The organism is Sphingomonas citri, from assembly GCF_019429485.1.
Lineage (GTDB): Bacteria > Pseudomonadota > Alphaproteobacteria > Sphingomonadales > Sphingomonadaceae > Sphingomonas > Sphingomonas citri.
The window spans coordinates 26,234-44,227 of record NZ_JAHXZN010000003.1; the positions used below are offsets into that span (position 1 = coordinate 26,234).

A 17,994-nucleotide genomic window follows, 5' to 3' on the forward strand; every position below is an offset into this window, starting at 1 on the left:
CGGCGCGTAAGCGCGGGCGGGCCATGACCAGCCCTTCCTTCCCCGTCGTCACCCGCTTCGCGCCGTCGCCGACCGGCCGGCTCCACGTCGGCAACATCCGCACCGCGCTGCACAGCTGGATGCTGGCGCGGCGCGATGGCGGGCGCTTCGTGCTGCGCATCGACGACACCGACGCCGAGCGCAGCGAGGAGCGCTACGTCGACTCGATCCGCGCCGACCTCGCCTGGCTCGGGCTGGTGCCCGACCAGGAGGTGCGCCAGTCGGCGCGGTTCGCGCTCTATCAGGCGCGCTTCGACGCTTTGGTCGACGCGGGGCGGATCTACCCGGCCTATGAGAGCGCGCAGGAGCTGGACCTGAAGCGCAAGGTGCTGCTCGGCCGCGGGCTGCCGCCGGTGTACGACCGCGCCGCGCTGCGCCTGACCGCCGCAGAGCGGGCGGCGCTCGAGTCCGACCGCGTACGCCCGCACTGGCGCTTCAAGCTGGATCATGACTCGCCGATCGAGTGGGACGACCTGGTGCGCGGGCCGCAGCGCTTCGATCCCGCGACGATGAGCGACCCGGTCGTGCGCCGCGCCGACGGCTCGTGGCTCTACATGCTGCCCTCGGCGATCGACGACGCCGATCTCGGCATCACGCACGTCGTGCGCGGCGAGGACCATGTCTCCAACACCGCGCTCCAGTTGCAGATGTTCGCCGCGATGGGCGCGCCCGCGCCCGCCTTCGCGCACGCCGCGCTGCTCACCGGCAGCGAGGGCAAATTGTCGAAGCGGCTCGGCTCGCTCGGGGTCGATCATTTCCGCGAGGGCGGGATCGAGCCAGCGGCGGTGCTGTCGCTGCTGACACGGATCGGCACCAGCCAGCCGGTCGAGCCGCTCGTCGATCCGGCGCCGCTGATCGAGGCGCTCGACTTCGCGCACTTCGGCCGCGCCCCGGCGCGCTTCGACGAGGCCGAGCTGGCGCAGGTGAGCGCGCGCATCGTCCACCAGCTGCCGTTCGACGCCGTCGCCGATCGGCTGCCGGAGGGGATGGACGCCGCGGCGTGGGCCGCGGTGCGGCCCAACCTCGCCGCCGTGGCCGAGGCGGCGGACTGGTGGGGCGTGATCGAGGGGCCGATCGATCCGCCCACCGCCGCCGAGGACGGCGCCTATCTCGCCCAGGCCGCCACCGCGGCGCGCGCGATCGACTGGGCGGGCGACCCGTGGCACGCGCTCACCGCGCGGCTCAAGGCGGAGAGCGGGCGCAAGGGCAAGCCGCTGTTCCTGCCGCTGCGCCGCGCGCTCACCGGGCGCGACCACGGCCCCGACATGGCGGCGCTGCTGCCGCTGATCGGGCGCGACCGCGCGCTGGCGCGGCTCGACGCCGCGGCGGACTCGAACCGGAGCGGCTGAGGCCCTATATCCACGCGATGCAGTTCTTCGCCCGACTGTCGCCGCTGCGCGCCGCGCGCGACCTCCGCTTCTTCTTCCAGACGCGCGAGCGCTACGAATGGGGGTTCCTGGCGCTGTCGGTGGCGATCACCGGCTTCTTCGTCTGGGCCTTCTTCCACGATTCGTACTTCGAGAAGGAGTATAAGCCCAACATCATCTACTTCGAGCAGTGGAAGCTGGATCGCACCGACGCCCAGATCATCGCGCAGCAGCAGATCGACCAGGCCAAGCGCGAGATCGCCGAGCGCGAGCAGCGTGCGCGCGAGGAGAAGCTGCGCCAGGGCTTCAAGCGGCTCGACGACAAGCTCAACGCGATGGGGATCTGAGCTGAGGGAGTCCGGCGCCGGGGTGGGTCGAATGTGCGGGTGGGCCGCTGAATCCGCTGCCGCCCCGGCGAACGCCGGGGTCCAGGTGGAAAGGCTGTCGTGAGTCTCAACATCGTCTCCCAACTGGACCCCGGCGTTCGCCGGGATGGTGCAGGAGATGGCGCCAGACCCGATAGAAGCTCCTACCGCTGATTGCTTGCCGCGCATGTCATCTCCAACACTCCTCGCCGCCGACCCCCGCTGGATGGCCGCCGCGCTCGCGCTCTCTGAGCGAACGCGCGCGCGCACCTTCCCGAACCCGAACGTCGGCTGTGTCCTCGTCCGCGACGGCGCGGTGGTCGGGCGCGGCTGGACCCAGCCGGGCGGCCGGCCCCACGCCGAGGCGATGGCGCTCGACGAGGCGGGAGCGCGCGCCCGCGGCGCTACCGCTTACGTCACGCTTGAGCCCTGCGCGCACGCCAGCCCGCGTGGCCCCGCCTGTGCCGACCTGCTCGTCGCGTCGGGGATCACGCGCGCGGTGGTGGCGCTCGGCGATCCCGACCCGCGCACCGACGGTGCCGGTCTGGCGCGGCTGCGGGCGGCGGGGATCGCAGTCGAGGTGGGCATAGGCGCGGATGCGGCGCGGCGCGCGATGGCGGGCTTCCTCACGCGGCGCGCGCTGGGGCGGCCGTACGTCACGCTCAAGCTCGCGCTGTCGCTCGACGGCGCCGCCGCGATGGCCGACGGGCGCAGCCAGTGGATCACCGGGCCGGAAGCGCGCGCGCACGCGCATCTCGAGCGCGCGCGCCACGAGGCGATCCTGGTCGGCCGCGGCACCTGGGAAGCGGACCGGCCGCGGCTCGACGTCCGGCTCGCGGGGCTTGAAGGCAGGGCACCGCTGCGGGTGGTGCTGTCAGCGGGGACACCGGCCGCGCAGGAGCGTGATCCGCGCTGGACCTCTACCCCAGCCGGCATCGCCTCCCTCCCCGCCGACCACCTGCTGATCGAGGGCGGCGCGGGCACCGCCGCGGCCTTCCTGCGCGCCGACCTGGTCGATCGCCTGCTGCTCTACCGCGCGCCGATCCTGATCGGCGGCGGGCGCACGCTGCCCGACATCGGGCTCGCCGCGCTCGGCGACGCGCACGCGCGCTGGCGGCTCGCCGACTCGCGCCAGCTTGGCAGCGATCGGCTCGAAGTCTACGAGCGCGGCTGAGAGGTCATCATGTTCACCGGCATCGTCTCCGACATCGGCACCATCCGCCAGATCGCGCAGCGCGGCGACACCCGCGCGGTGATCGACACCGCCTATGACGTCGCCACGATCGAGCTGGGCGCGTCGATCGCCTGCTCGGGCGTGTGCCTCACCGTCGTCGACAAGGCGCCGCACGAGAGCGGCGTCGGCGGCTGGTTCGCGGTCGACGTCTCGCACGAGACGCGCAGCCGCACCGCGCCGGCGCAGTGGGCCGAGGGGCGCAGCCTCAACCTCGAGCGCGCGATGAAGCTGGGCGACGAGCTCGGCGGGCATATCGTCACCGGCCATGTCGACGGCGTCGCGACGGTGGAGGCGATCACCGCCGACGGCGACTCGCGCCGCATCGCCTTGCGCGTGCCGGGCGAGCTGGCGCCGTTCCTCGCCCCCAAGGGCTCGGTCACGGTCGACGGCGTCTCGCTCACCGTCAACGCGGTGGAGGACTTGGCCGACGGCACGCGCTTCACCGTCAACCTGATCCCGCACACCCAGGCGGTCACCACGCTCGGCGCGCTGATCGAGGGCGAGGCGGTCAACATCGAGATCGACGTGCTCGCGCGTTATCTCCAGCGGATGGAGCATTATCGTGGTCGCTGAGCCCGCGGCGCTGGCGCGGCTGCGCCACGGCTATCTCTCCTCGCCCGAGGAACTGATCGACGAGGCGCGCAACGGCCGGATGTTCATCCTGGTCGACGACGAGGATCGCGAGAACGAGGGCGATCTCGTCATCCCCGCGCAGATGGCGACGCCCGAGAAGATCAACTTCATGGCCAAGTACGGCCGCGGGCTGATCTGCCTCGCGCTCACCAAGCCGCGCGTCGAGCAGCTCGGGCTCGACCTGATGAGCCGCAACAACGGCACCCGCCACGAGACCGCCTTCACCGTCTCGATCGAGGCGAAGGAAGGAGTCACCACCGGCATCTCCGCCGCCGACCGCGCGCGCACGATCGCGGTGGCGATCGATTCGACCAGGGTGCGCGACGACATCGTCACCCCCGGCCACGTCTTCCCTTTGGTGGCGCGCGACGGCGGCGTGCTGGTACGGGCCGGCCATACCGAGGCGGCGGTCGACGTCGCGCGGCTCGCCGGGCTCAACCCTTCGGGCGTGATCTGCGAGATCATGAACGAGGACGGCACGATGGCCCGGCTCGACGATCTCGTCACCTTCGCGCAGTTCCACCATCTCAAGATCGGCACGATCCGCGACCTGATCGCCTACCGCCGCCGCCACGACCATCTCGTCGAGCTGGTCAGCGAGGCGCCCTTCACCAGCCGCTGGGGCGGCGACTGGACGGTGCGCGCCTATCGCAACAAGGCGACCGGCACCGAGCAGATCGCGCTGGTCAAGGGCCGCGTCGATCCGACCAAGCCGACGCTGGTGCGGATGCACGCGCTGTCGCCCTTCGCCGACATGTTCGGCGAGGACAGCCAGCGCAGCCACCTGCTGTCGCGCTCGATGGAGCTCATCGGGGAGGCCGGTGCGGGGGTAATCGTGGTGATCAACCGCCAGCGCGCCGACGCCTTCACCACCGCGGTGCGGATGAAGGCGGGCGAGGCGGTGACGGTCGATATGGAGGAGCTGCGCGACTATGGCGTCGGCGCGATGATCCTGGCCGAGCTCGGCGTCCACGACATGGTGCTGCTGACCAACACGCACCACACGTTGGTCGGGCTCGACGGCTACGGCCTGTCGATCGTCGGCGAGCGCGAGATCGATTGAGCGCGGCGGGCGCGTGAGCCGAGCGCGACCTGCCAGGCGCGGGCGAGGGACGAAGTGGCCGGCCACGTCCTTCACTTCGACCTCGGCTCGCGTCCTCTCGCGGCCGCACCACCACCTTACGTCATCCCCGCGAAGGCGAGGATCCAGACACGTTGACGGGCGTGGCGGTGTGCAGCGCCAGCGGCCCGCGACGGCACGTACCTGGCGCGGCTCACTACAAGAGGCGCGAGGACCGCGCGTCTGGATCCTCGCCTGCGCGGGGATGACGGGAAGAGGGCGCAGTGCCGGCGCGCACACCTGCGTGGGCAGCACCAACACACGACCACAGCAAGGAGACCAGCATGGCGCATATCCTGATCGTCGAGGCACGCTTCTACGACCATCTCAACGACCTGCTCGTGGCGGGCGCGCGCGGCGCGATCGAGGCCGCCGGGCATAGCTGCGAGGTGCTCACCGTGCCCGGCGCGCTGGAATTGCCCGGCGCGATCGCCATGGCGTCCGAGCGCGGGCGCTGGGACGCCTTCGTCGCGCTCGGCGTGGTGATCCGCGGCGAGACCTATCATTTCGAGATCGTCGCCAACGAGAGCGCGCGCGGGATCATGGCGCTGACGATGGACGGCGTGGCGATCGGCAACGGCGTGCTCACCACCGAGGACGAGGCGCAGGCGATCGTTCGCGCCGATCCGGCGCAGCTCGACAAGGGTGGCGCCGCGGCCAAGGCAGCGCTGGCGCTGCTCGACCTACGCGACCGGATGGGGTGAGCGGGACGGCTGTCCTACGTGGCAGGCGCGCGGCTAGGACGCGCGCGTGCCCGCCGCTCAGGTCAGCCTCCCGCCTCACGTGCGTCCGCCGACGCTCCGGCCGGCGACTCAACTTTTGCAGCATTGGCGCCCCCGGGCCGCCGCGCCGGCGCCGTGCGCCGCCGGCGCGAACCCGCGCGGCGACTCAACATTCGCAACATTCGCACTACGCGGGCGTCCGCCCCAGCCGCTCGAGCAGCGCCATCGCGGCGTGCGGCGCGCGCACCTTGGCGCCGTTGATCATGAACACGAACGTGTCGCGCGGCCGCACCGGCGCGGGCGCGGCGACATAGGGCAGCCCGTCGGGACTTTTCCCTGCCGCCCAGTCGCGCGCCACCGTCTCCCAGCGATCGAGTGCGGCCGGCGCGTAGCCGGCGGGCTCCTCCTCGCGCGCGTCTTCCAGCCGGGCGTAGACGATGTCGCCCGAGACGTCGGCGAGCGCGGGATAGTCGGCCGAGTCGCCGTGGACGATCGCCACCCCGGCGGCGCGGCAGAGCGCGACGAACTCGGGCACCGCGAACGATTCATGCCGCACCTGGATCGCGTGGCGCAGCGCGACGCCGTCCTGCTTCGCCGGCAGCAGCGCGAGGAAGGCGCGCAGGTCGTCGGCGTCGAATTTCCGCGTCGCCGCCATCTGCCACAGGATCGGGCCGAGCTTGTCACCCAGCTCGGTGATCCCCTGACCGACGAAGCGCTGCACCGACTCGCCCGCCTCGGCCAGCACCTTGCGCGTGACGCAATAGCGCGACGCCTTGAGCGCGAAGACGAAGCCTTCGGGCGTGCCGTCGCGCCAGCTCGCAAAGGTGGCGGGCTTGAACGAGGAATAGAAGGTGCCGTTCACCTCGATCGCGGTGACGTGGCGGCTGGCATAGTCCAGCTCGCGCTTGTGCGGCCATTTCTCCGGATAGAAGGTGCCGCGCCACGGCTCATAGGTCCAGCCGCCGATGCCGACTCGGATGTTCGCCTCGCTCGTCATGGCCACCGGGGTGCCGCGTCGCGCGCGCTCTGTCCATCGCCGGCAATGCGGCGACCGACGGCTTCATCGCCGCGGCGGCGGCGGGCCGGCGCGGCGCCGTGCGGCATGCCACTCGGCGCGGGTGAGCAGCGCGTCGAGATCCTCAGGGGCGATGTCGAAGCTCTCGTGCAGGTCGGCGAGCGCGGCGTCGATGTCGGCGGCGTGGAGCCCGGCCGCGATGGGGGCGGCGGCGCGATGCGGGTAGGAGCGCCGCGTCACCCGGTGAAACAGCAGCCCCGCGGCCACCAGCGTCACCGAGTTGAGCGCCACCGGCAGCAGCGCGAAGCCGAAGCCGGCGGCATGGACGGTCGGCCCGCCGATCACCGCGGTCAGCGCCGCGGCGCCGCCGGGCGGGTGGAGGCAGCGCAGCAGCGACATCGTCAGGATCGCGGCTCCCGCGGCGAGCCCGGCGGCGATCGCGGCGTCGGGCACCAGCCGGTACACCGCGACACCGACCAGCGCGGAGAGCGTGTTGCCGCCGATCACCGGCCAGGGCTGCGCGAGCGGGCTGGCCGGCACCGCGAACACCAGCACCGCCGAGGCGCCGAGCGGCGCGACGATCAGCGGCAGCGCGGCGCCCTGCACCAGCAACGCGCCGAGCAATGCGGTGAGCGCGATGCCGATCGCTGCGCCGAGACAGGCGATCAGCCGCTCGCGCAGCTGCGCGCCGGAGAGCAGGGGCTTGAACAGGCGAACGGGCATGGCGCGCCTGTGGCGTCGCGCGTTCCGCGCGTCAACGCATCGACGATGGTGAGAGAGCCGGATGACCGACTGGAGCGGGCGAAGGGATTCGAACCCTCGACCCCAACCTTGGCAAGGTTGTGCTCTACCCCTGAGCTACGCCCGCTCTGGCGCCTGTGCCGCCCTCGGGAAGAGGACCGGCTGGGTGAGGCGCGGCCACTAGCAGCGGCCCGGGAGCCTCGCAACAGCTTTTTACACGTCCACGCATTTTTCTGCCGCACGCGCGAATTGACCCCGATCAGCCCTGACCTTAGGTCCCGCTGGCATGACCGCTCCAACGATCCTGCTCGTCGAGGACGATCCCTCGCTCCGCATGCTCACCGCGCGCGCGCTGCAGGAGAACGGCTTCGCGGTGCGCCCCGCGTCCGCGGCGCCGGAGATGTGGCTCGCGCTCGACTCGGGGCCGGTGGACCTCGTGCTGCTCGACATCATGCTGCCCGGCACCAGCGGGATCGACCTGTGCCGCTCGCTGCGCCAGAAGAGCGACGTGCCGATCATCTTCATGTCGGCGCGTGCCTCGGAGACCGACCGGGTGGTCGGGCTCGAGCTGGGTGCGGACGACTATATCGCCAAGCCGTTCGGCACGCGCGAGCTGGTGGCGCGGGTGCGCGCGGTGCTGCGCCGGCCCGCGCTCGACCGCCGCGCCGGCGCGGGCGACCAGGGCATGCTGACCTTCGACGGCTGGACGATCAACCTGCCGCGGCGCGAGCTCAGCTCGCCCAGCGGCGCGATCGTCGATCTCACCGGCGCCGAGTTCGACCTGCTCGTCGTGCTCGCCGACCATGCCCAGCGCGTGATCGCGCGCGAGCGGCTGATCGAGCTCAGCCGCACCCGGCTGGGCGACAGTTCGGACCGCTCCATCGACGTGCTGATCAGCCGGCTGCGCCGCAAGCTCGGCAGCGCGGGGGCGCCCGCGCCGATCGTGACGGTGCGCGGCGTCGGCTATATGCTCAACGCCCCGGTCGAGCGCGGCTGACGCCGCCGCGGATGCGCTCGCTGCGCCGCCCCGCGCTGGGCCTGCTCGGCCAGGTGGTGGCGATCCTGCTGCTGACGCTGGTGATCGAGTTCGGCGCCAGCACGCTGCTGTACGAGCGCGCCAGCCGCTTCGCGGTGCGCGACGACGAGGCCAACCGGCTCGCCGAGCATCTCGTCATCAGCCGCCGCCTGCTCGCCGAGCGCCCCGCCGCGCAGCGCGAGCGCATGGCCGCCGAGCTCACCACCGACCGCTACGCGCTGCGCTGGAGCGAGGCGCTGCCCGCCCCGCCGCCGATCGCGCCCGCGCTCGACGAGATGCAGCGGCAGGTGATCGAGTGGGAGCCGTCGCTCGCCGCGACCGATCTCCGGCTGCGCGTGCAGACTCCGGGTCGACGCTCGGTGGTGACCGGCGGCTTGCGGCTCGACGACGGCAGCTGGCTGTATTTCCGCACGCTCGAACCGGTCGCGACGATCAACCTCGCGTTCGAGCGGATCGCGCTGGCGATGGTGCCCGCGATCGCGCTGATGGTGCTGGGCGGGATCCTGCTGCGGCGCGTGCTGCTGCCGCTGCGCCGGCTCGCCGCGGCGGCCGAGCGCGTCGGCCACGGCGATGTCGTCCCGGTGGAAGAGGACGGGCCGGGCGAGGTGCGCCGCGTGATCGGCGCGTTCAACCGCATGCAGGATCGCATCCAGGCGCTGATCGCGGGGCGCACGCAGGCGTTGGCGGCGGTCGGGCACGACCTGCGCACGCCGCTGGCACGGCTCCATCTCCGCACCGAGTCGCTGCCGCAGCTCGAGGCGCGCGAGGCGATCGCGCACGACGTCGCCGAGATGGAGTCGATGATCACCTCGCTGCTCGCCTTCCTCGGCGGCGAGGCGGAGCCCGAGCCGCCCAGCGTCGTCGACCTGGCGGTGATGTGCGCCACCGTGATCGACGACGCGCAGGATCGCGGCGCCGATGCCGAATATGAGGGCCCGGATCACTGCGAGTGGAGCGTGCGCCGGCTCGGCTTCAAGCGCGCGCTGGTCAACCTGGTGGAGAACGCGCTGCATTACGGCGAGCGCGCGCGTCTCACGCTGCTGCCCGGCGACGCCGCACTGACGATCCGCGTCGAGGACGACGGGCCGGGTATCCCCGACGATCAGCTCACGCGCGTGCTCGAGCCCTTCGTCCGGCTCGACCCGGCGCGCGGGCGCGACACGGTGGGGTTCGGGCTGGGACTGTCGATCGTCCAGCTCGCCGTCGCCGCGGAGGGCGGCACGCTGACCTTGTCCAATCGCGCGGAGGGCGGACTGCGCGCCGAGATCGTGCTGCCGCGGCGCTGAGGCGCTCCGTGCCGGCCGGAAGCTGGGCATGGCCGCGCGAGCAACACAACGACACGCCTCGGTCGAACGCGGGACACCCGGTGGCGCTACTCCCTGGACGATTGCTCATCAGGAGGTTGCCGCCGTGGACGACGCCAGCGGACGCGTGTTCAGTCGAGAGGTTGCGGCGTCTCGGCCGGCCTTCCTTCCCGCCCAGCGCCGGGTCGCGGCGTGATGGCCAGCCTCGCGCAACGTACCACCGCGGCCGCCCGCCCCGGCGTCTCGGTCCCCGCGATCCGCTTCCTCGGGCGCGACCTCACCGCCTCGATCGTCGTCTTCCTCGTCGCCATGCCCTTGTGCATGGGGATCGCCATCGCCTCGGGCGTTCCGGCCGAGAAGGGCCTGATCACCGGCATCATCGGCGGCATCGTGGTCGGTGCGATCGCGGGTTCGCCGCTTCAGGTCAGCGGCCCCGCGGCGGGTCTGGCCGTGATCGTCTACGAGCTCGTGCGCGACCAGGGTATCGGCGCGCTCGGGCCTATCCTCATCCTCGCGGGGCTGGTCCAGTTCGTCGCCGGCGTGTTCCGGCTCGGCGGCTGGTTCAAGGCGATCTCGCCCGCGGTGGTGCACGGCATGCTCGCGGGGATCGGCGTGCTGATCGTCGTGGGCCAGTTCCACGTGCTGTTCGATCACCGCCCGCTGCCGAGCGGGCTGCAGAACCTGGCGGCGGCGCCCGGCCGCCTGCTAGGGCTGTCGAGCAACCTGCAGGCGACCGAGTTCGCCTTCGCGATCGGCGTCGCGACGATCCTGGCGATGCTCGGCTGGGAGAAGTTCCGCCCGCGAGCGCTGCGGCTGCTGCCGGGTGCGCTGGTCGGCGTCGTGGTCGGCACCTTGCTATCGCTGACGCTGGGGCTCGAGGTCGCGCGCGTCCAGGTGCCCGCCTCGATCATGGGCGCGATCGCGCCGCCGAGCGCCTCGGCACTGGCGAGCTGGCTCAATCCCTCGATCCTCGCCGCTGCGCTGGCGATCGCCTTCATCGCCTCGGCCGAGACATTGCTGTCGGCCGCCGCGGTCGACAAGATGCACGACGGCGTTCGCACCGATTACAACAAGGAGCTGCGCGCGCAGGGCGTCGGCAACCTGTTGTGCGGGCTCGCCGGCGCGCTGCCGATGACCGGCGTGATCGTGCGCAGCTCGGCCAACGTCCAGGCGCAGGCGGCGACTCGCCTGTCGTCGATGCTGCATGGCGTGTGGATCCTGGGCTTCGTCGCCGCGCTGCCCTTCGTGCTCACCGCCATCCCGATGGCGGCGTTGGGCGCGGTGCTGGTGGTGACCGGGGTGCGGCTGGTGAGCGTCAAACACGCCACCCACCTGTTCCACGACTATGGCGCGCTGCCGGTCTTGATCTGGGCGGCCACCCTGGTGACCGTGGTGGCGACCGACCTGCTCACCGGCGTGCTGGTCGGCATCGGCCTGACCATGCTCGAGCTGGTGCCGCACCTGCGCCGCCTGCGGCTCAAGGTGTTCGAGGCGAGCGACGGCGAGTCGCACGCGATCACGCTCGACGGCACCGCAACCTTCGTCACGCTGCCGAAGCTGTCGGAGACGCTTGATCGCGTGCCCGCCGGCACCAACGTGCGGATCGACGCCACGCGGCTCGACGCGGTCGATCACACCAGCGCCGAGATGCTGCGCGACTGGTTCCAGCGCCGCCGCGCCGCCGGGACGACGGTGGAGATCACCGGGGCGCGTGGCAGGATCGCCACACTCGCGGAGCATCGTCACTGAGCAGGTGCAGCAGCAACTTTTGACATCAAGCGGAAATAATAGAGCAACATAGCCTGAATACGTCGGGAGGGTGGCTTAGCGGCTGCCCTCCCGACGCCTTCGTGGGTACCGGGGGAGAGCGAGCCCGGGTCACGAGCAGGAGGAGCCTCTGCCACAAGGGAGGTTCCATGAACTACACGCTTCGTCTCGCCGCGGCGCTCGCCGCCGGCCTCGCCGTTCCCGCCGCCGCGCAGGACACCGCGCCGCCCAAGCCCATCACCGTCTCCGGTTCGGTCGGCCTCGTCAGCGACTATCGCTTCCGCGGCGTGTCACAGTCCGATGAGAATCTAGCGGTGCAGGGCGGCTTCACCATCGCGCACGAGAGCGGCGTCTACATCGGCACTTGGGGCTCGAACCTGGCGGGCTGGGGCACGTTCGGCGGCGCCAACATGGAGCTCGATCTGATCGCGGGCTACAAATTTCCGGTAGGCGGCGGCACGCTCGACGTCGGCGCGACCTGGTACATGTATCCGGGCGGCTTCGACAACACCGACTTCATCGAGCCTTACGCCAAGCTGTCGGGCACGCTCGGCCCCGCCTCGCTGACCGCCGGTGTCGCTTATGCGCCCAAGCAGGAAGCGCTCGGCTCCTGGTATCTCAACGGCACCTCGGCGGCGAACGGCGTGTACGATCGTCCGGGAGACAAGAACGACAACCTCTATGTCTGGGGCGACGTCGCGGCGGCGATCCCCGACACCGGGCTGACCGCCAAGGCGCATATCGGCGCCTCCAAGGGCAACAAGGGCCTCGGGCCGTTCGCCACCAGCGTCGCGCCGACCGGCGAATATGTCGACTGGATGCTCGGCGCCGACTATGCGATCCCGACCACGCCGCTGACCTTGGGCGTCGCCTATATTGACACCAACATCTCCGAGCGCGAGGCGGCCTATCTCCAGCCGAGCTTCAGCAAGGGGCAGGACGGCACTGGCACGATCGCGGGCAGCACCGTGGTGGTATCGCTGACGGCGGCGTTCTGAGACCGAGAGCGTATTTTAACTGAGGGTGTCATCCTGAACTAGCTTCAGGATCCACCGGCGCGCGCACTCGGATCATGAGGCGCTCGCTGCACCGTGGATCCTGAGGCGAGATCGGGATGACGCAGGATATGGATCAGGCGTGTCGCTGCCGTCCGACCGACCCTCGCGCTCGCCGCGGCCCAGCAAGCGTCGCTGGCGGCGCCCCAGATGTTCCAGGGGGTTTGTATCCCCTCTCGCCTTCCCACATAAGGGCCCCAGCAATCGCAGGAGCGCCCCTTGGCCACGCTAGGAATGTCACCGGCAGAGAAGGAGGCCGTGCAGCGCTTCCGGTCCGAGGTCGTCGAACCCTCGATGACCCACCTCGTCATCATCGATTTCTGGGCCGAGTGGTGCGGGCCGTGCAAGGCGTTGGGACCGGTGCTGGAGAAGGTCGCCGCCGATTACGCTGACAAGGGCGTGGTGCTGGTCAAGGTCGATACCGACAAGGATCAGTTCATCGCCGCGCAGTTCCAGGTCCGCTCGATCCCGACCGTCTACGCGATGTTCCAGGGGCAGCTCGTCGCCGATCTGACAAGCGCTCGCACCGAGTCGCAGCTGCGCACCATTCTCGACCAGCTGCTGCGCCAGCTGCCGATCTCTGGCGAGGCGCAGGAGCAGGAGGCCGAGCTCGAGCCGCTGGTCGCCATGGGCGAGCAGGTGCTGGCCGAGGGTGATGCGGCGCGCGCGCTGTCGATCTTCGACCAGCTCGCCGACATGGCACCTGACCATCCCGGCGTGCTGTCCGGCCGGATCCGCGCGCTGGTCGCGGCGGGGCAGGTAGACGAGGCCGACGCCGCCATCGCCGCGCTGCCCGAAGAGGTGGCGGCACTGCCCGACATGGCGCGCGCGCGCTCGGCGCTGGCGCTGGCACGCTCCGCGCCGGCGGTGGATGATCTCGCCCCGCTGGAGGCGGCGGTGGCGGCCGACCCGGACGACCTCCAGGCGCGCTACGACCTCGCCAACGCCCGCATGGCCGCGGGCAACCGCGACGCCGCGGCGGAGGGCTTCCTCTCGATCGTCGCGCGCGAGCGTGACTGGAACGAGGGCGCCGCGCGCCAGCAGCTGCTCAAATTGTTCGAGGTGGTCGGGCTCGAGGATCCCTGGGTCGCGGCGCAGCGGCGCAAGCTGTCGGCGACGCTGTTCGGATGAGCGAGACGACGCGGCTCTCGATCTTTCCGCTGCCAGGCGCGCTGCTATTCCCGCAGCTGCACCTGCCGTTGCATATCTTCGAGCCGCGCTACCGTGCGATGGTGTCCGACGCGATGGCGCGCGACCGCCGCATCGCGATGATCCAGCCGCGCCCGGACAGCGAGGATCGCGGCAAGCCCGGGCTGTTCGAGGTCGGCTGCGTCGGCCGCATCGCCGAGGTGGAGGCGCTCGAGGACGGGCGTTACAACCTGATCCTGCAAGGCCTCGCGCTGTTCCGCCTGGTGCGCGAGATCGAGGTGACGACGCCGTTCCGCCAGATCGAGGCGGAGCTGCTGCCGTCGCCGCCTGACGAGACGCTGTCGCTTGGCGCGCGCTCCTCGCTCGAGCTGGAGGCGCGACGATTCGCCGCGGTGCAGGGCTATGCGGTCGACTGGAAGGCGGTAGGCCGGCTCGACGACACCAGCCTGGTCAACGGCATCGCGCAGATCGCGCCGTTCGACGTGGCGGCCAAACAGGCGTTGCTCGAGGCCGACGGCATCGCCGATCGCGCCGAGCTGCTGGTGCAGCTGATGCAGTTCTTTGGCCGTCACGACGGTGAGGACCGGGTGACGCTGCAGTGAGCGACGCGGTGCCGCCGATCCTCGATCCCTGGCTGCTGGCGCGACTGGTGTGCCCGGCGACGCGCACGCCGCTGCGCTACGATGCGGTGCGCGGGTTGCTGGTGTCGGACGCGGCGCGGCGCGGCTATCCGGTGCGCGACGGCGTGCCGGTGCTGCTGGTCGAGGCGGCGGTGCCGCTCGACGACGCGGAGTAGATCACCGGAACGGGTTGACCCGTTCTGGCGAAGTGCTACCCGCTAACTCGTGACTTGATCCTGCTATGTCCGCGTGATGCCGCCTAGTATCGGCGCTGACCCAGATCGGTGATCAAGTATAGGTCGGCTTTCCTTTCGCTAGCTAATATGCCGTAAACGGCATGTGCTCAGCACGTTCGTCAGCTTCTGCTTCATCGATGCTACCGGATAGCGTCTCATCGATGGGGCAGGAAAGAAGATCGGACGTGATGACGACCCGCAGCGAAGCGCCCATGATCGGTCGCACGCCAGGCCATCGCGCGGGACGTCGGTGCGCTGCTCCCTTGCTCGGGAGTGGCGCGGCGACGCGTGCGCTTTGTTCGGCTCCCGCAGGGCCGAGGCGAGATGGTGTCTGGACGAGGATCTGACCGGTATGACCACCGCGATCGTGGCGGAGCGCGGCTTCTCGCTCGCGACCATCGACCGGCTCGCCGCCGCCCTGCGCGAGGCGCTCGCCCGGGGAGATTCGATACAGCTCGACCTCACCCATGTCGCCGCCCCCGATCTCGCGCTGCTCCAGCTCGTCGAGGCGGCGCGGCGGCAGGCGTCACGCGACGGCGTCGACGTCGCGTTGGCCGCGCCCGCTGGCGCCGGTCTGGCGAGGGCGCTGGAGCGCGCCGGCTTCATCAAGGGCTTCGACGCCACCGACCATGATTTCTGGTTTCACGGAGACCCGCCGCGATGAGTGCCTCGATCCTGACCGTCGACGATAGCGCGAGCCTGCGCATGGCGATCCGCATCGCCCTGACGGGGGCGGGCTATACGGTGACCGAGGCGTGCGACGGCGCGGACGGACTGGCCAGGGCGACGGCGACCCGCTTCGACCTGATCGTCACCGATCTCAACATGCCGAACATGGACGGGCTGAGCATGATCCGCGCGCTGCGCGAGCAGCCCGCCCAGGCGGGCGTACCGATCATCTTCCTCAGCACCGAGTCGGACGCGGAGGTGAAGGCGCAGGCGAAGGCCGCCGGCGCGACGGGCTGGCTGGTCAAGCCGTTCGAGCCCGAGCAGCTGATCCGAGTGGTGCAGAAGGTGCTGGGGCGGTGAGCATCGAAGATCCCACCGCCGCCTTCCGGGTGGAGGCGCGCGAGCTGCTCGATCAGGTCGAGCAGGCGTTGCTCGACCTCACTCACCGGCTGGACGATCCCGCGCTGATCGACTCGGTGTTCCGCGGGCTGCACACGCTCAAGGGCTCTGGTGCGATGTTCGGCTTCGACGCGCTCGCCGCCTTCACCCACCATATCGAGAGCGCGTTCGACCGGGTGCGCAAGGGTCGCGCCCGTGCCACGCTCGAGCTGGTCGCCACCGCGCTCGCCGCGCGCGACCACATGCGTGCGCTGGTGGAGGGCGACGCCGTCCCGCAGGACGGAGCGGCGATCCTGGTCCGGCTCGCCGCCGCGGTCGACGCTCCCCGAACCGAGCCTGCCGCGCCGCCGCGATCCGCGGGGCGAGAGGCAGCTACCTCCGGCTGGCGATTGTCGTTCCGGCTGCCCCGGGCGGCGCTGGCGCACGGCACCAACGCGCTCGCGCTGCTCGACGAGCTGCGCGCGCTCGGCGACTGCACCCTGGTGGCGCGGCGCGACATGATCCCGCCGCTCGACCAGCTCGCCGAGCGCGACTGCCTGATCGCCTGGGACGCCGAGCTGCGCGGCGCCGTGCCGCGCGCCGCGATCGACGACGTGTTCCTCTTCGTGCTCGACGATATGGAGCTGAGCGTGACGCCGCTCGCGTCAGCCGAGGCGCCCACCACCGCGACCGAGGTGACGCCGGTACTAGAAGCGGCGCGCGAGCACGAGCGATCCGCGGCCGACCAGCCCGCGCCCGACACGTCCGGCGAGCGCCGCGCCCGCGTCGCGCAGGGCGAGCTGGTCCGCGTGCCCGCGGCGCGGCTCGATACGTTGATGGACCGTGTCGGCGAGCTGGTGATCGCACAGAGTCGGCTGAGCCAGCTCGCCGGCGACCGCCACGACCTGCTGCTGCGCTCGGTCGCGGAGGAGATCGAGCGGCTCGCCGGCGAGCTGCGCGACACGATGATGGTGCTGCGGATGGTGCCGGTAGCGAGCCTGTTCGGTCGCTTCCGCCGGCTGGTGCACGATCTCGCGCGTGAGACCGGCAAGGCGATCGCGCTCGAGACGGCGGGCGAGTCGACCGAGATCGACAAGAGCGTGGGTGAGCGGCTGTTCGACCCGCTCGTCCATATCGTTCGCAACGCCTGCGATCACGGGCTGGAGCCGCCGGACGAGCGGATCGCGTTCGGCAAGGGCGCGACCGGCACGATCCGGCTGGCGGCGCACCAGGCGGGCGGCGCGGCGGTGATCACGATCAGCGACGACGGTCGCGGCGTCAGCCGAGCGCGCGTGCGCGCCAAGGCCGAGGCGAGTGGGCTGGTCGCGCCCGGCGAGGTGCTCAGCGACGCGGCATTGCTCGCGCTGATCTTCCATCCCGGTTTCTCCACCGCCGCGGCAGTGACGAACCTTTCCGGACGCGGTGTCGGCATGGACGTGGTCAAGCGCGAGATCGAGCGGCTGCGCGGCACGATCGAGCTGGTAAGCACGGAGGGCGCCGGCACCTCGATCACGCTGCGCATCCCGCTGACGCTGGCGATCATCGACGGGCTGCTCGTCCGCGTCGGCACGGCGTGCTATGTCATCCCCCTCGCGGCGGTAGAGGAGTGCCTCGAGCTCTCCGCCGAGGAGGACCGCCGGTCGCTCGGCCGCAGTCTGATCACGCTGCGCGACCGGCTCGTGCCGTTCCTGCGGTTGCGCGAGCTGTTCGCCAGCGACGCTCCACCCGATGCCTTTCAGAAGATCGTGGTGGTCGCGACCGGGCGCGAGCCCGTCGGGCTGGTGGTCGATCAGATCGTCGGCAGTCATCAGACGGTGGTGAAGGCGCTCTCGCCGTTCCACCGCGGCATCGGCTCGTTTTCGGGCGCTACCATACTGGGCGACGGTGGCGTGGCGCTGATCCTCGATGTCGCGCAACTGGTCGCGCTCGGACAGCAGATTGAGGCGGCGATGGAGCAGGCGGCATGAGCGCGCGCTCCATCGGCGGCTGGTTGGTCAAAGGCTCCGCAGCGATCGCCTGGGATGCGCACGGCGAACTCGAGGTGCTCACCTTCGATCTCGGCGGCGAGCGCTTCGCGATCGAGGCGACGTTGGTGCGCGAGATCGTCGAGCTGCTGCCCGAGACCGCAGTGCCCGGCGCTCCCGCGCTGGTCGGCGCGGTGGTGAACCACCGTGGCCGCATCGTGCCGGTGGCTGACCTGCGCGCGGCCTTCGCCATGGTCGCAGCGCCACCCACCGTGGAGAGCCGCCTCGTCGTGGCCGAACTCGCGCTCGACGATGAGACGCTGCTGCTCGCCCTGCGCGCCGACCGCGTCCGCGAGGTGGTGACACTCGCCGAGGCGAGCAGCGGGGACGCGCCGAGCGTCGGCGTGCGCTGGCCGCGCGCTTATATGCGGCGGCTGGTGCGCTCGGGCGACGACGTGATCGTGCTGCCCGACCTCGCCGCCATTCTCGCCCCGGCGTTCGACGACACGGGCGTCGGGGGATGAGCAGGGCGGCGCCGTGGCGACTTCATCCGGCGACCACCGGCTCCTTCGCCCTGACA

At 71.2% G+C, this 17,994-nt stretch carries 19 protein-coding genes and 1 tRNA gene; 17 read left to right on the forward strand and 3 right to left on the reverse strand.

The window, feature by feature from the left end; translation table 11 throughout:
- Positions 1-23: 23 nt before the first annotated feature.
- The 6 genes from KZ820_RS10565 (at position 24) to ribH (ending at position 5,462) form a co-directional block, all read left to right on the forward strand.
- Positions 24-1,388: a glutamate--tRNA ligase gene (locus KZ820_RS10565; RefSeq protein ID WP_219748607.1), complete on the forward strand. Its 1,365-nt coding sequence runs from the start codon at positions 24-26 to the stop codon at positions 1,386-1,388.
- Positions 1,389-1,405: 17 nt separating this feature from the next.
- On the forward strand, positions 1,406-1,753 hold the full coding sequence (locus KZ820_RS10570; RefSeq protein WP_219748608.1) for a hypothetical protein: 348 nt from the start codon (positions 1,406-1,408) through the stop codon (positions 1,751-1,753).
- 244 nt (positions 1,754-1,997) lie between these two features.
- Positions 1,998-2,945: a bifunctional diaminohydroxyphosphoribosylaminopyrimidine deaminase/5-amino-6-(5-phosphoribosylamino)uracil reductase RibD gene (gene ribD / locus KZ820_RS10575; RefSeq protein ID WP_219748609.1), complete on the forward strand. Its 948-nt coding sequence runs from the start codon at positions 1,998-2,000 to the stop codon at positions 2,943-2,945.
- A gap of 9 nt (positions 2,946-2,954) precedes the next feature.
- Positions 2,955-3,578 carry a riboflavin synthase gene (locus KZ820_RS10580; RefSeq protein WP_219748610.1) on the forward strand — a complete coding sequence of 208 codons (624 nt, stop codon included), beginning with the start codon at positions 2,955-2,957 and terminating at the stop codon, positions 3,576-3,578.
- Positions 3,568-4,701 carry a 3,4-dihydroxy-2-butanone-4-phosphate synthase gene (gene ribB, locus KZ820_RS10585; protein WP_219748611.1) on the forward strand — a complete coding sequence of 378 codons (1,134 nt, stop codon included), beginning with the start codon at positions 3,568-3,570 and terminating at the stop codon, positions 4,699-4,701. The genes KZ820_RS10580 and ribB overlap by 11 nt, the downstream gene beginning before the upstream one ends.
- A 341-nt stretch (positions 4,702-5,042) precedes the next feature.
- The gene (gene ribH, locus KZ820_RS10590) at positions 5,043-5,462 is read left to right on the forward strand and encodes a 6,7-dimethyl-8-ribityllumazine synthase (RefSeq protein ID WP_219748612.1); all 420 of its coding nucleotides are present in this window, start codon (positions 5,043-5,045) and stop codon (positions 5,460-5,462) included.
- Between the two features lie 205 nt (positions 5,463-5,667).
- On the opposite strand, the gene KZ820_RS10595 is transcribed toward ribH, so the two are convergent.
- From KZ820_RS10595 to KZ820_RS10605, 3 genes are all read right to left on the reverse strand, one after another.
- A complete protein-coding gene (locus KZ820_RS10595) occupies positions 5,668-6,477 on the reverse strand; it encodes a DUF72 domain-containing protein (RefSeq protein WP_219748889.1) in 810 nt (269 codons plus the stop codon).
- 63 nt (positions 6,478-6,540) lie between these two features.
- Positions 6,541-7,218, reverse strand: coding sequence for an HPP family protein (locus KZ820_RS10600; RefSeq protein ID WP_219748613.1), 678 nt, complete (start codon positions 7,216-7,218; stop codon positions 6,541-6,543).
- Positions 7,219-7,288: 70 nt separating this feature from the next.
- Positions 7,289-7,363 (reverse strand) — tRNA-Gly (locus KZ820_RS10605).
- Positions 7,364-7,522: 159 nt separating this feature from the next.
- On the opposite strand from KZ820_RS10605, the gene KZ820_RS10610 reads away from it, so the two are divergent.
- From KZ820_RS10610 to KZ820_RS10660, 11 genes are all read left to right on the forward strand, one after another.
- Positions 7,523-8,233, forward strand: coding sequence for a response regulator transcription factor (locus KZ820_RS10610; RefSeq protein WP_132908299.1), 711 nt, complete (start codon positions 7,523-7,525; stop codon positions 8,231-8,233).
- 11 nt (positions 8,234-8,244) lie between these two features.
- On the forward strand, positions 8,245-9,558 hold the full coding sequence (locus KZ820_RS10615; RefSeq protein ID WP_219748614.1) for an ATP-binding protein: 1,314 nt from the start codon (positions 8,245-8,247) through the stop codon (positions 9,556-9,558).
- Positions 9,559-9,771: 213 nt separating this feature from the next.
- Positions 9,772-11,325 carry a SulP family inorganic anion transporter gene (locus tag KZ820_RS10620; RefSeq protein ID WP_219748615.1) on the forward strand — a complete coding sequence of 518 codons (1,554 nt, stop codon included), beginning with the start codon at positions 9,772-9,774 and terminating at the stop codon, positions 11,323-11,325.
- A gap of 167 nt (positions 11,326-11,492) precedes the next feature.
- Positions 11,493-12,341: a TorF family putative porin gene (locus tag KZ820_RS10625; RefSeq protein WP_219748616.1), complete on the forward strand. Its 849-nt coding sequence runs from the start codon at positions 11,493-11,495 to the stop codon at positions 12,339-12,341.
- A gap of 291 nt (positions 12,342-12,632) precedes the next feature.
- Entirely contained in the window at positions 12,633-13,529 is an 897-nt protein-coding gene (locus tag KZ820_RS10630) for a tetratricopeptide repeat protein (protein WP_219748890.1), read from the forward strand.
- On the forward strand, positions 13,526-14,149 hold the full coding sequence (locus KZ820_RS10635; protein ID WP_219748617.1) for an LON peptidase substrate-binding domain-containing protein: 624 nt from the start codon (positions 13,526-13,528) through the stop codon (positions 14,147-14,149). Before KZ820_RS10630 ends, KZ820_RS10635 begins: the two co-directional genes overlap by 4 nt.
- Positions 14,146-14,343 carry a Trm112 family protein gene (locus KZ820_RS10640; RefSeq protein ID WP_219748618.1) on the forward strand — a complete coding sequence of 66 codons (198 nt, stop codon included), beginning with the start codon at positions 14,146-14,148 and terminating at the stop codon, positions 14,341-14,343. The genes KZ820_RS10635 and KZ820_RS10640 overlap by 4 nt, the downstream gene beginning before the upstream one ends.
- Before the next feature lie 412 nt (positions 14,344-14,755).
- Positions 14,756-15,067, forward strand: coding sequence for an STAS domain-containing protein (locus KZ820_RS10645; RefSeq protein ID WP_219748619.1), 312 nt, complete (start codon positions 14,756-14,758; stop codon positions 15,065-15,067).
- The gene (locus KZ820_RS10650; RefSeq protein ID WP_219748620.1) at positions 15,064-15,432 is read left to right on the forward strand and encodes a response regulator; all 369 of its coding nucleotides are present in this window, start codon (positions 15,064-15,066) and stop codon (positions 15,430-15,432) included. Before KZ820_RS10645 ends, KZ820_RS10650 begins: the two co-directional genes overlap by 4 nt.
- On the forward strand, positions 15,429-17,417 hold the full coding sequence (locus tag KZ820_RS10655; protein WP_219748621.1) for a chemotaxis protein CheA: 1,989 nt from the start codon (positions 15,429-15,431) through the stop codon (positions 17,415-17,417). The genes KZ820_RS10650 and KZ820_RS10655 overlap by 4 nt, the downstream gene beginning before the upstream one ends.
- Positions 17,414-17,938: a chemotaxis protein CheW gene (locus KZ820_RS10660; protein WP_219748622.1), complete on the forward strand. Its 525-nt coding sequence runs from the start codon at positions 17,414-17,416 to the stop codon at positions 17,936-17,938. Before KZ820_RS10655 ends, KZ820_RS10660 begins: the two co-directional genes overlap by 4 nt.
- The last annotated feature ends 56 nt before the right edge of the window (positions 17,939-17,994 follow it).

Coding starts and splice junctions, on each gene's coding strand:
- KZ820_RS10610 (WP_132908299.1), top strand. CDS start 7,523: ATGACCGCTCCAACGATCCTGCTCGTCGAGGACGATCCCTCGCTCCGC.
- KZ820_RS10625 (WP_219748616.1), top strand. CDS start 11,493: ATGAACTACACGCTTCGTCTCGCCGCGGCGCTCGCCGCCGGCCTCGCC.
- KZ820_RS10660 (WP_219748622.1), top strand. CDS start 17,414: ATGAGCGCGCGCTCCATCGGCGGCTGGTTGGTCAAAGGCTCCGCAGCG.
- KZ820_RS10645 (WP_219748619.1), top strand. CDS start 14,756: ATGACCACCGCGATCGTGGCGGAGCGCGGCTTCTCGCTCGCGACCATC.
- KZ820_RS10635 (WP_219748617.1), top strand. CDS start 13,526: ATGAGCGAGACGACGCGGCTCTCGATCTTTCCGCTGCCAGGCGCGCTG.
- KZ820_RS10620 (WP_219748615.1), top strand. CDS start 9,772: ATGGCCAGCCTCGCGCAACGTACCACCGCGGCCGCCCGCCCCGGCGTC.
- ribH (WP_219748612.1), top strand. CDS start 5,043: ATGGCGCATATCCTGATCGTCGAGGCACGCTTCTACGACCATCTCAAC.
- KZ820_RS10595 (WP_219748889.1), bottom strand. CDS start 6,477: ATGACGAGCGAGGCGAACATCCGAGTCGGCATCGGCGGCTGGACCTAT.
- KZ820_RS10565 (WP_219748607.1), top strand. CDS start 24: ATGACCAGCCCTTCCTTCCCCGTCGTCACCCGCTTCGCGCCGTCGCCG.
- KZ820_RS10650 (WP_219748620.1), top strand. CDS start 15,064: ATGAGTGCCTCGATCCTGACCGTCGACGATAGCGCGAGCCTGCGCATG.
- KZ820_RS10630 (WP_219748890.1), top strand. CDS start 12,633: ATGTCACCGGCAGAGAAGGAGGCCGTGCAGCGCTTCCGGTCCGAGGTC.
- ribD (WP_219748609.1), top strand. CDS start 1,998: ATGGCCGCCGCGCTCGCGCTCTCTGAGCGAACGCGCGCGCGCACCTTC.
- KZ820_RS10615 (WP_219748614.1), top strand. CDS start 8,245: ATGCGCTCGCTGCGCCGCCCCGCGCTGGGCCTGCTCGGCCAGGTGGTG.
- KZ820_RS10600 (WP_219748613.1), bottom strand. CDS start 7,218: ATGCCCGTTCGCCTGTTCAAGCCCCTGCTCTCCGGCGCGCAGCTGCGC.
- KZ820_RS10580 (WP_219748610.1), top strand. CDS start 2,955: ATGTTCACCGGCATCGTCTCCGACATCGGCACCATCCGCCAGATCGCG.
- KZ820_RS10570 (WP_219748608.1), top strand. CDS start 1,406: ATGCAGTTCTTCGCCCGACTGTCGCCGCTGCGCGCCGCGCGCGACCTC.